Below are 11,376 nucleotides of genomic sequence, written 5' to 3'. Positions count from 1 at the left end.
CCCCGTTTCAGGGTGAAACGGGATCCCGGACTGGCGAACCTCGCCTCGTTCCGCACTGAAACGGTCGCGACTCACTCGCCGAGGTCGATGGCGTGATGGTCGGCCGAGCGGCCTATCAGAACGTTGGCCTGCTGGCCGACATCGATGCGGCCCTGTTCGACGACGGGGAAACCGCCGACCAGCTGGCCGCGCTGCTGGCGTATCGAGACTACGCGGCGGCCGAGATCGCCCGCGGCACCCGTCTGCCCACCCTGATCAAGCCGATACTGACCCTGTTCCAGGGCCGCCCCGGCGCGCGTGCCTGCCGCCGCCACCTGAGCGAGCAGTCCCCCCGGCGCGCGGACGACCCGAACGTCATCGACGAGGCGATCGAGTTGCTGCGCTAACGCCGCCGCTGCTGGCAAACCGTGAGCCCGTCCAACTCGAACGCGCTGCCAAAACCGTTGACGTAGCGCCCCGCCCCGGGGCGAAGACCCAGCAGGTGGAAATCGCCCAGCCCGCACAGCAGTTCCACTGTCTTGCCGTGGCGCTTTTGCAGGGCGGCGGTGATGCCTGCAAAGCGCTCGTCCTTGCGGTCGACAACCTCGACCCGTGCCGCCCAGTGGGCGCGTTCGCGGGCAAAGGGATTGCGGGTGGCCGACTGGTCGGCCATCAGGGCAACGCGGGCGACGCCGCGTTGCAGCAGCGGACGGGTATGGGCGGCCAGTTCGCTGGCGAGTACCCAAAAGGCGTCGTCATGCTGGACGAACGGCAAGCTGCCGATCTCCGGCAAGCTCTCCTCGTCGGGCACGACGGCCAGCACCAGGGCCGACTGGCCCGCCAGAAACGCCGCCAGCCGCCTCTCCTCTTCGGCCAGGTCGGGCGGCTCGGGACGGGTGGGTCGCTCGTCGGATGACATGGTCTTATCCGGCGCCGGCGTAGGCCGCCTGCAGCTGCATGACCCGCTTGACGTAGGTGCGCGTCTCCTCATAGGGCGGAATCCCACCGTAACGCTGCACCGCACCCTCGCCGGCGTTGTAGGCCGCCACGGCCAGTTCGCGATCCCCCTGGAACATCTCGAGCAGCAGCGCGAGGTAGGCCACGCCACCGGCGATGTTGTCCTCGGGATCGAAGCGGTCGACCACGTCAAAGCGCGCCGCGGTTGCCGGCATCAGCTGCATCAGCCCACCGGCCCCCTTGGGAGAGACCACTTCCGGTCGAAAGGCGCTCTCGGCATGAATGACGGCGCGAATCAGCGTCGGGTCGACACCGTACAGGCCGGCAAACCGGTTAACCGGCTCGACATAGCGATCGTGCACCAGCCGCGGCATGACACGGTAGCCGTCCTGCCACCCCTTGGGCTTGGTCGCCTCGCTCTTGCGCCACAGGGCGTAGGGTTCATTGGCCGACTGCTGCGGCACGTTGGTCAGGTGCACGACGCCCTGGGCATCGCGATACTTGTAGACATCCGCCTGGGCAGCCGCGGCTGCCAGCAGGGAGAACAGCACGGTGGCGGCGACTGGGCTGATCACCCCGGGCAACCCTCGACGGACCATTCGGCCCGCAGCATTCCTATTCACGCAGAGCTTCCTTACACTGGCGGACATGAATCTCAACACCGGCACTCCTCACTCCATCGAACACGATCCATTCGATCAGCTGATGGATCTCTACGAGCAGAACTATATCCTGATTCGCCGTCTGCTCGGTGACCTGCGGCGCCTGACGCCGGGTGATGAATTCACCCTGGGATTCTCCGTGGTCGCGCAGGTAACCGAGCGGGGGCGCTTCACCCTGGAGATGGCATTCACCGATCACGAGGTGCTCGATTCGCACCAGCGCCCGGTGACCCTGCGCGTGCGCATCTACCTGGATGCCCGCTCGGCGGAACTGCACGACTCGCGTCACCCGGCCTCCTGCCTGCAGGCCGACCGCACCGAGTGTAACCGGGCACGTCAATCGCGCAACCGTATGTTGCAGCGTTGGTTATTGGCTCGACTGCGGCGGCATTGAACCCGGTCCGGCCATGAGGCAGATCACCCAGACCGGGATGCGCCATGCGGCGCGTCGAAGCACGACTTGACACGGGGGCGGTTCCTGATGAAAATTGCGCCCCCTCAAGCGGGAATAGCTCAGCTGGTAGAGCACAACCTTGCCAAGGTTGGGGTCGCCGGTTCGAATCCGGTTTCCCGCTCCAGATTTCGGCTGGATGGCAGAGTGGCTATGCACCGGATTGCAAATCCGTTTACCCCGGTTCGACTCCGGGTCCAGCCTCCAACACTGATGTACGTCACGGATAACCCGCCTCGCGCGGGTTTTTCTGTGTCTGCCCCACCCGCCGCCCGTGCCGACGCCAGCCGGCCGCGCCGGCGACGAGCCCCCCAGGCGACATGACCGACCCTCACCACCACCCCGAACGCTTCGAGATCCAGGACGAGCCGGCCTTCCGCGGCCGCCGACTGGCGTGGTTCGCCTTGCTGTTCGTCGGGCTGAGTGCCGCCGGCACCTGGGCGGTCTATTCACAGGTCGCCGGCCACGAGATCGTCTGGGATGCACGCCTGCTCGGCTGGCAGCTGCTCCTCGCCAGCCTCGCCCTGCTGCTGGTCTACTTCGCCGCCGACGGCCTGCGCCTGTGGTTCACCCTGCGCGCACTGGGCCACACTATCCCGGTATCGGCGATGGCCCGGCTGGTGTTTCTCAATATCTTCGTCTCCAACATCACGCCGCTGGCCACCGGTGGCGGAGTCGCCCAGGTTTGGTTCATGCGCCGGCGCGGCGTACCGGTGGGCACCGGGCTGACGGCCACCACCATCCGCACGGCACTGGCCGTGCTGTTCATCTTCGGCGCCACGCCCATCCTGCTGGTCACGCTCCCCGGCGCCGAGGGCGCGGCACAGAGCGATTCTCTGGTGATCACCCTGAGCGTGTCGGTCGCGCTTTACCTGGGCTTCTTCACGATCCTGGTCATGCGCAGCAACTGGCTGTTGCGACCGATGCTGGGCCTGCTCAAGGCGCTGCGAGCACTGCACCTGATCGGGCCGCGCCGACATCACCGCTGGCGCCTTCGGCTGGTGCGCGAGCTGCAGCGCTTCGCCCACGGCTTCGTGCGCTACTTCCAGGGGCGCAAGCTCGACATCGCCGCCTCGTTCCTCTTCACGGCCATCTTCCTGCTGGCGCTGTTCTCGTTCCCCGCCCTGCTCTTCTGGGCCCTGGGCTACGGCTTCGACTACTGGCTGGTGATCGGTCGGATGGTGATGACCACCTTCGTCATGTACTTCTCGCCCACGCCCGGGGCCTCGGGCATTGCCGAGGGCGTGTTCGGCTACTTCTTCCGTGATGTCGTCACCGCCTCGCACCTGGTGCTGGTGACCGTCGCCTGGCGGGCGCTGACGATCTATCTGGGCATGCTGATCGGGCTGTTCGTCACCCAGCGCGAGATTGCGGCCACCCGACGAGGCGTCTCATGAGCCGGCTGTCGGAAAAGCTGACGCCGCACCGACTCAAGCTGGCCTTCTACCTGACGCTGGCCGCAATCCTGCTGCTGGTGGGCTACCGGGTGTATCTCTCGATCTTCGAGACCACCTACCACGCAGTCCACGCCGAGCAGATCGAGCGCATCCAGAATCGAGCAGGTGCCCCGGCCGACGACGCGCTGCGTTTCGCCGTCGTCGGCAATATCAACAACTCGGTCGGCCTGTTCGAACGCAAGATGGTCCCGCGGCTCAACCGCGCCGGGTTCGATTTCGTGGTCTCGGCCGGAAACGCCGTCAGTGGGGGCGGCGAGGACAAGTATCGAGCCCTGTACCGCACGCTCTCGCACCTGGACATGCCCTACCTGCTCACCGTGGGCGAGAAGGAAAGCGGCGCCTTCGGTTCGTTTAACTACTACGAGCACTTCGGACCGTACTTCTTCGGCTTTCGCGCCGGCGGCAGCCAGTTCCTGTTCCTCGACAGCACCGACCCGGACACCTACCCCTTCCAGCTTCACTGGCTCAGGGAGCAGTTGCGCGACCCGTCGGCCGCGCATCGCTTCGTGTTCATCGGCCACCCGATGTTCCGCACCACCCAGAAAAGCCCGCTCGATTTCGACGACCAGTATCTGACCGACGAGGCCTTCCGCGACCGGCTTCACTCGCTGTTCCGCGCGCATGACGTCGACGCGGTGTTCTCCAGCAACCTGCACCTGTTCGACGAACAGCAACGCGACGGGGTCCGCTACGTGGTCACCGGCGGGGCCGGCGGCCTGGTGCTCAACGACGAGACCAGCTTCTATCACTACGTTGACGTGAAGACCGGTGATGGTGAGGTGGCGATCACGGTCGAGCGGCTCGACATCGGCCAACACCAGGTCTTCAAGACGCTGGAGAGCCTGTGGTTCTTCATCCACTCGCTGTTCTACGTCGGCCACCTCAACTTCCTGCTGGTGCTCGGCCTGCTGATCCTGCTGGCGATCAAGCTCTACAGCACGATCTTCGTCGAGCGCGACTATTACCGGAACTACGACCTGGACACCTCGCCCTGGACGGGGCGACCGCTCGCCATCGCCATGGTGACCAACAACTATCTGCCCTTCATCGGCGGGGTGCCCATCTCCATCGACCGGCTGCGCCGTGGGCTGGAACATTTAAGCCACCGCGTGCGGATCATCGCGCCCAGCTACGCCGACCAGGATGACCGGGAGAGCGACGTGGTCCGCATCCCCACCCTGCTGACCATGGGCCGCAATAGTGAATTCCGGCTGGCCAACCCGGTCTCGCCGCGCATCCGGCGGGGGCTGAAGACCTTCGCCCCGGACCTGATCCACATCCACCACCCCTTCTGGCTAGGCTGGGCGGCGCAATGGCATGCCCGCCGGCTGAAGGTGCCGACGGTGTTCACCTACCACACCCGCCTGGAGCACTACTCGCACTTCGTGCCGTTGCCGGGCCCACTGTTCCGCAACCTGATCGCACACACCGCCATCCGGCGATTCGCCAATCGCTGCGACGGGGTGATCGTGCCGACCGAATCGGCAGAGGAATACCTGCGGGTGATCGGGGTGACCGCCTCGATCTACGTGCACCCGACCGGGATCGATTTCGACCGGTTCCAGGCCGACGAACCCGCGGCCGTCGAGGCCCTGCGCCTCAAGCAAGGCATTGCCCCGAACGAGCGCGTGCTGGTAAGCGTCTCGCGGCTTTCGCGGGAAAAGAACATCGATTTCCTGATCTCGGCGATGGACGAGTTGCGCCGGCGCAGCGATCAGCCATTCCGTTGCCTGATCATCGGTGATGGCGACGAGCGCGAGCGCCTGCAGGCGCGCATCGATGCGCTCGACCTGACCGAGGTGGTCATCCTGGTCGGGGCCGTTTCACCCGAGGAGGTGGCGCGCTACTACCAGCTGGGTGAGGCGTTCGTGTTCGCCTCGAAGTCGGAGACCCAGGGGATGGTCATCCTCGAGGCGATGGCGGCAGGCATGCCGGTGATTGCCGTGCGCTCCAGCGGCATCGACGACGTGGTCAACCACGAGAGCAACGGCTTCAAGACCGCCGAAGACATCGACCGCTGGACCACGGCGGCCCAACGACTGATCGAGGACGATGCGCTGCGTGCAACCATGGCCGACCGGGCCATCAGCACCGCAAGGCGTCACGCCATCGACCATTTCGCCCGCGATGTGGGCGAGACCTACGCCCAGATCCTCGCCCAGTTCCACGCCAATCGGCAGGCAACGGGCAAGTAAAAACCTACCCGGCAACGGGGCTTTCGCCCCCGCCTCAAAGCGGCTGGCGCCACTCGCTCAGCACCGCCTGGGCCGAGGCGCTCAGGCGGCTGAGCAGGCCGCGTTTTTTTATCGGCTGGGTAATCTCGAAGGCATCGCCCTGCTTCACCGCCTCCAGGACAAGATCGTCACTGGTACCGATCTCGTCGATCAGGGCCAGCTCGAGCGCATCCTCGCCGTACCAGTGTTCACCGGTGGCGAGCTTCTCCAGGTCCAGCTGCGGCCGATAGCGGTTCAGGAAATCCTTGAACAGCACGTGCGTCTGCTCGAGCTCCTCGCGGAATTTCTCCCGCCCGGCCTCGGTGTTCTCGCCCAGCAACGTCAGTGTGCGCTTGTACTGCCCGGCGGTGTGCAGCTCGACGTCGATGTCGTTGCGCTTGAGCAAGCGATGGATATTGGGCAGCTGGGCGACCACGCCGATCGAGCCGACAATCGCGAACGGTGCGGCCACGATGCGATTGGCCACGGCGGCCATCATGTAGCCCCCGCTCGCCGCGACCCGGTCGACTACCGCGATCAATTCGATTTCCGCACTGCGCAGACGCGCCAGCTGCGCGGCGGCGAGCCCATATCCCGGCACCACGCCACCGGGACTGTCGAGCACCAGCAGCACCCGATCACGACCCGGCTCGGCCACCTGCAGCACGGCGCTGACCTCTTCGCGCAGGGCCTCGACCGCCGAGGCACGGATGTCACCGTGGAAACGCAGCACGAAGGTGCTTGACGACGCATCCGTTTCGCCCTTGTCCTCGGCCACTTTCGCCGGTTTGTCCTCGGTAGCCGCGCGCGCCTCACCCTCGTCTTTCTTCTTGCCGCCGGGCAACCGCTGGCGCAAATCGGCCCACTTGGCCTTCCAGCCGTCGTCGGTTTTTTTCAGCGCCTCGCGCAACTGCTTGCTGCGGGACTCGATCTCCTCGTTGAGGCGGCGGATCTTCAGCGGCTTGAGCCGGCTGTCGCCGGCCTGCGTGTTGCGCGCCTGCGCCACGACCGACACCACCGCGGCCACGACGAAGATCACGGCAACCGCCAGCGTCAGCGTCTTGAGAAGAAACAGGAAATACTCGGGCCACATGGACGATTTACTCCGGGCAAAGGAGCGAAGTATAGACGTCCGGGTCACCCCCGGAAAAAGTGACTAGAATCGGGGCGGGACCGAGGAAAATCCCGAGGCAAACCCAAATCAGAGACCGGCACCGACCATTCGGAGGAGATCGCATGCAGCCACCGTTTCACCCCTTGAGTGAACTGTTCGAACAGCTCGGCCTGGATGCCAGCGAGCAAGACATCGAGGCATTCATCGATCGCCACTCTCCCCTGCCGAGCGAGGTGGTATTGAGCGAGGCGCCGTTCTGGAACGAGAACCAGCGCCGTTTCCTGCGCGAATCGCTGGCCGATGACGCCGACTGGGCCGAGGCCGTCGATCACCTCGACGCCCGACTGCGCGACTAGGCCACTCTGGCCTGAGAAGTCGTTAGGCGGGCCTCTGCCGACTCGCCATCCGCTTTTCCCAGGCCTCGCGCAGTTGTGCCATGGCCCGATCGATGACACGCGTCGGCGTAGCGAGATTGATGCGCATGTAGCCGCGACCCGGCTCGCCGAAGATGATGCCCTGGCTCAGCCCAAGCCCCGCCTCGTCGATAAAGAAGCGCTGCAGTGCCCGATCCTCGGGGTCCGAGGCCGCGTCCGACAGCCCCATGCCGCGGCAATCCAGCCACAACAGGTAGGTGGCCTCGGGTGCCATCGGCTCGATCGGTAGATCGCGGACCGCCTCAATCACCCGGTCGCGATTGCCGGCGACGTGCCGCATCAATTCGGCCGGCCAATGGGCGCCCTGCGTGTAGGCGGCTTTCAACGCCGTCAGCCCGAACACCGACCCCTCACCCAGGTGCATCCCGCGGCACTCGCGATCGAAGCGCTTGCGGACCTGGGGATCGGGGATCACGGCATAGCCACCGCCGATGCCGGCGGTGTTGAAGGTCTTGCCCGGCGCGGTGACCGTGAACCAGCGACAGTCGGCCGCCGCGGCCACCCGGGCGAAGGGCGTGTGCCGGATGCCCGGGTAGGTCAGGTCCATGTGGATCTCGTCACTGATCACCATCACGTCGTGGCGGGCGCAGATGGCCGCGACCTCGCCGAGCTCCGCCTCGTTCCAGGCCCGTCCGCCCGGATTGTGCGGATTGCAGAGCAACAGCATCTCGGCGTCCCGTGCCTGCTGTTCCAGCGCCTCGAAATCCATCTGGTAACGCCGACTGCCGTCCGGCGAGTCGCGCTCGACCAGCCGGTTCTCGACCAGTTCACGCCCTTGGTCGCGCACCACCTGGAAGAACGGAAAGTACACCGGTGGCTGAATGATGACGCGCGCCCCGGGGCTCGTGAAGGCGCGGATCGCCATCGCCATCGCCGGCACCACGCCGGGCACGGGCACGATCGTCTCCGGACCGACAGGCCAGTCGTGCTGACCGGCCAGCCAGCCGGTGATCGCCTCGACGTGCTCGGAGGTGGGCTTGGCGTAGCCGAAGGCGCCGTCGGCGAGCCGCTCGGCCAGCGCTTCGGTGACAAAGTCCGGCGCCGGGAAATCCATGTCCGCCACCCACAGCGGGATGACGTCGTCACGGCTGAAGATCTCGCCGCGGCGATCGTACTTCTCGCAACCCGAGCCCGGGTACTGGGCCAGGCGGGTGAAATCGGTCGACGGTTGGCGCGCACTCATCGGCGTGCCCAAACCGTCACCTGACTGACCGTATGCTGGTAGCGCCGTGCCGTGTCACGGATGACCAACGGGATGTCCGCGGGCTCGCCCACCAGCTCGAAGTTCGGCTCCAGGCGCTTGAGCAGCGTGTCGAGGGTGCTCACCGGCCGGCCATCCTCATCGACATAGCCACCGAGCCAGCGCTCGCGCGGCGTGACGTCCTCGAGCCAGGTGTAGGGCGAGGCCAGCACCAGCAGGCCGCCGGCATTGATTCGCCCGGCGATGTCGTCGAGGAACTTGCCCGGGTCGTAGAGCCGGTCAATCAGGTTGCCCGCCAGTACCAAGTCGTAGCCGGTGAAGTGCGGCTTCATGTTGCAGGCATCCTGCTGCCAGAAGTCGATATTGTCGCGCGGCTCGAGGCCCAGTCCGGCCAGCGAGGCGGCACGGTCCTCGGTCAGCTCGCCCTCGGTGGGGAGCGCATAGGCGACCTGCCCCTCGTCGAGCATCGCCTGGGCGATCTGGATAAAGCGCGCCGAGAAATCCAGCCCCGTGACCGAGTCAAAGTGTGGCGCGAGCTCGAAGGTCGCCCGACCGGTGGCGCAGCCGATATCGAGTGCCGCGCCGTGGTTGCGCCCTTCCATCTGGCGCAGGGCGTACTCGGCCAGTGCCCGCGGGAAGTTGGCCACGCCGAAGTACGAACGGCCGTAGTGGAAGTCGCAGTACTGCGCCAGCTGCGCGTCGGTCTCGTAGTAGCTCTCGTCCTTGGAGGCCGGCGGGCGTACCGGCTCGCCCTCGACGTAGCGGAAACCGGCGTGCTGGAAGAAGTGCCGGCGGAAGGCGTAACGCGCATCACGCGTCGCCTCGTTGCCAGTCGAGATCCACGAGCCGCCCTTGATCAGGTTGTGCTGGTTGTCGAAGGTCGGCACGGAAAAGTCGTCGTAGATCGGGTGCGGCTCGAAGCCCTCGAAGGCGTCGATGGGCGTTTCGGTCCATTGCCAGACATTGCCGATCACGTCGAAAAAGTCGCCCTGGCCAAACCGGTTGACCGAGCAGGCCGAGGCCCAGTACTCCAGGTTGATGTTGCCCGGCGCCCGTTCACCCCATTCCGGCTCGTCGGGCACGCCGGCCACCTGGCGCAGGCGCTCGTACTCGGGCTCGGTCGGCAGACGGATCGACTTGCCCGTGCTCTCGGCGAGCCAATTGCAGAAGGCCTTGGCCTCGAGGTAGTTGACGTCCACCGGCCAGTCCCAGGGCATCGCGATCTCCCGGGTCATGGTCCGGTATCCCCAGGAATCCCCGCGCGGCACCCAGAAAACCGGGTGGGCCGCGCCGCGGAAGTCGAGCCAGCGCCGCCCCTCCTCGGTCCACCACTCGGGCGTCTCGTAGCCGCCGGCCTCGACGAAGGCGAGGAACTCCGCGTTGGAGACCTGCATGCGACTCGCGCGGAATGGCTTGACCTGCGTTGCCAGTTGACCGTACTCGTTGTCCCAGCCGTACAAGGGGGCATCGTGCGATTTGCCCTGCACCACCGTGCCACCGGCCACCTCGAGGAGCTCGTTGACGGGCGCATCAGCCGCTGTCGCCGCGGCGGTGTCGCAAATCGGCCAGTCGTCGTGTGGCTGCACCCACTCGAGGTCGAGCTGGCGAATCAGCACCGAAGACGTCTCCAGATGAATACGCTCATGCTCGATGCCCATGAAGATCGACCAGGTGGGATGGTCGTCCCAACGCACCGGCGGGCTCCAGTCAAGCTCCATGATCAACTGATCGACCCGTTCGCGTACCTTGCGCCGATAATCGCGCACGCGCTCGACCGAGGGCCAGTCGTAATGCGCGTCGTTGAGGTCATCCCAACTCATCTCGTCGACGCCGATGGCAAACATGCCCTCCAGCGTCGGATCGATGCGCGTGGTCGCCTTCGCCGTGACCAACTTGTTGATGTAGAAGGTGGCCGTGTGGCCGAAGTAGAAAATCAGCGGGTGGCGCAGCGGCTCGGGCCGCTCGTAGAAGGCCTGATCGTCGGTAAGCACCTCGAACAGGTTTTCGTAGATATCCATGGTGCGATGGAAATACGCGCGCACAGCCTCGCGCTTGCTCTCGACATCCGTACCGGTCAGCAATACCGAGCGGCTCTTGAGTCTGGACAACATGGCGATCCTCTCTTCGGGAACGTTTAGATGAGGTTTCCTTGAATACACGCGGTCCGACACCGTTACCGGCGTGTTCGTGGTCAAGGGAAGTCCTGAACGAATCTGCTACCGACTTTAGGCCATGGCCTGCCACGTATAAACCAAGCCAAGCACCGCAGGATGTCATTCCGGTCGCGAGCGCACTAGACTGCGAACAGACACATTCCTCAATCCGCGGTAGAAGACCTGCCATGCTTACCAAGCTGATACCCCCGCCGGTCGTCCTGCTCATCGGCATCGCCCTCGTCTACGCCCTGTCGAAGGCCTGGCCCGCCGCCACGCTTGACGGCTCCTGGCTGACTTGGCTTGCCGGCGTACTGTTCGTTGGCGGCGGCGCGCTGATGCTGGCCGCGGTGATCTCGTTGTGGCAGGCGCACACCACCATCAACCCGATCCACCCCGAACGCACCCGCCATCTGGTCACCAGCGGCATCTACCGCTTTAGTCGCAACCCGATCTACCTCGGCGATGCGCTGCTGCTCGCCGGCGTGGTCTGCTGGTTCGGTCACCCGGCCGGGCTTGTCGTGGTTGGCGCGTTCGTCTGGTTCATCGACCGTTTCCAGATCCGCGGTGAAGAGCGGGCCCTGGCGCAGCGATTCGGTGCCGGCTATTCCGCCTATCGGGTCCGTACCCGCCGCTGGATTTAAGCGCCCAAGCCGCCACTGAGGCCATCGGTACCAATAACCCATCAAAAAACTTTGATTTGAGTCCAGGCCGACAAACAATTAGCGTGGCTCAACATTTAGCCGTGCCCCCGG

At 65.5% G+C, this 11,376-nt stretch carries 11 protein-coding genes and 2 tRNA genes; 8 read left to right on the top strand and 5 right to left on the bottom strand.

Annotation, left to right across the window (positions count from 1 at the left end):
* The first annotated feature begins 95 nt into the window (after positions 1-95).
* Complete coding sequence (locus D5687_RS03285; RefSeq protein ID WP_125198340.1) at positions 96-386, top strand: hypothetical protein; 291 nt, start codon at positions 96-98, stop codon at positions 384-386.
* Here the strand turns inward: D5687_RS03285 and D5687_RS03280 are convergent.
* Positions 383-898, bottom strand: a complete 516-nt coding sequence (locus D5687_RS03280) for a hypothetical protein (RefSeq protein ID WP_125198339.1) — start codon at positions 896-898, stop codon at positions 383-385. The two genes, D5687_RS03285 and D5687_RS03280, sit on opposite strands and share 4 nt — an antisense overlap.
* Before the next feature lie 4 nt (positions 899-902).
* Positions 903-1,559, bottom strand: coding sequence for a transglycosylase SLT domain-containing protein (locus tag D5687_RS03275; protein WP_370271296.1), 657 nt, complete (start codon positions 1,557-1,559; stop codon positions 903-905).
* A 25-nt stretch (positions 1,560-1,584) separates the two neighbouring features.
* Between D5687_RS03275 and D5687_RS03270 the strand changes: the two genes are divergently transcribed.
* The 5 genes from D5687_RS03270 to D5687_RS03250 all read left to right on the top strand — a co-directional run bounded on the left by D5687_RS03270 (position 1,585) and on the right by D5687_RS03250 (position 5,701).
* Positions 1,585-1,992 carry a DUF1249 domain-containing protein gene (locus D5687_RS03270; RefSeq protein ID WP_125198337.1) on the top strand — a complete coding sequence of 136 codons (408 nt, stop codon included), beginning with the start codon at positions 1,585-1,587 and terminating at the stop codon, positions 1,990-1,992.
* A gap of 108 nt (positions 1,993-2,100) precedes the next feature.
* Positions 2,101-2,176 (top strand) — tRNA-Gly (locus D5687_RS03265).
* 6 nt (positions 2,177-2,182) lie between these two features.
* Positions 2,183-2,256, top strand: a tRNA-Cys gene (locus D5687_RS03260).
* Between the two features lie 113 nt (positions 2,257-2,369).
* Entirely contained in the window at positions 2,370-3,446 is a 1,077-nt protein-coding gene (locus D5687_RS03255; protein WP_125198336.1) for a lysylphosphatidylglycerol synthase transmembrane domain-containing protein, read from the top strand.
* Positions 3,443-5,701 (top strand): glycosyltransferase, encoded by a 2,259-nt coding sequence (locus D5687_RS03250; RefSeq protein WP_125198335.1) that lies wholly within the window; start codon positions 3,443-3,445, stop codon positions 5,699-5,701. The genes D5687_RS03255 and D5687_RS03250 overlap by 4 nt, the downstream gene beginning before the upstream one ends.
* 34 nt (positions 5,702-5,735) lie before the next feature.
* Here the strand turns inward: D5687_RS03250 and sohB are convergent, their stop codons facing one another.
* Positions 5,736-6,812: a protease SohB gene (sohB, locus tag D5687_RS03245; protein ID WP_125198334.1), complete on the bottom strand. Its 1,077-nt coding sequence runs from the start codon at positions 6,810-6,812 to the stop codon at positions 5,736-5,738.
* A gap of 143 nt (positions 6,813-6,955) precedes the next feature.
* Between sohB and D5687_RS03240 the strand changes: the two genes are divergently transcribed.
* On the top strand, positions 6,956-7,189 hold the full coding sequence (locus D5687_RS03240) for a DUF2789 domain-containing protein (protein WP_125198333.1): 234 nt from the start codon (positions 6,956-6,958) through the stop codon (positions 7,187-7,189).
* Between the two features lie 22 nt (positions 7,190-7,211).
* Here D5687_RS03240 and D5687_RS03235 read toward each other — a convergent pair whose 3' ends face one another.
* Both D5687_RS03235 and ovoA read right to left on the bottom strand, forming a co-directional pair.
* A complete protein-coding gene (locus D5687_RS03235) occupies positions 7,212-8,450 on the bottom strand; it encodes a MalY/PatB family protein (RefSeq protein WP_125198332.1) in 1,239 nt (412 codons plus the stop codon).
* Positions 8,447-10,579, bottom strand: coding sequence for a 5-histidylcysteine sulfoxide synthase (ovoA, locus tag D5687_RS03230; RefSeq protein ID WP_204742122.1), 2,133 nt, complete (start codon positions 10,577-10,579; stop codon positions 8,447-8,449). The genes D5687_RS03235 and ovoA overlap by 4 nt, the downstream gene beginning before the upstream one ends.
* A gap of 230 nt (positions 10,580-10,809) precedes the next feature.
* Between ovoA and D5687_RS03225 the strand changes: the two genes are divergently transcribed.
* Entirely contained in the window at positions 10,810-11,265 is a 456-nt protein-coding gene (locus tag D5687_RS03225) for an isoprenylcysteine carboxylmethyltransferase family protein (protein ID WP_125198331.1), read from the top strand.
* The last annotated feature ends 111 nt before the right edge of the window (positions 11,266-11,376 follow it).

Source organism: Guyparkeria sp. SCN-R1 (assembly GCF_003932495.1).
In the GTDB taxonomy this organism is placed as follows: Bacteria; Pseudomonadota; Gammaproteobacteria; order Halothiobacillales; family Halothiobacillaceae; genus Guyparkeria.
The sequence above is the reverse complement of the archived record's forward strand: the minus strand, read 5'-3'. Positions and strand labels throughout refer to the sequence as shown.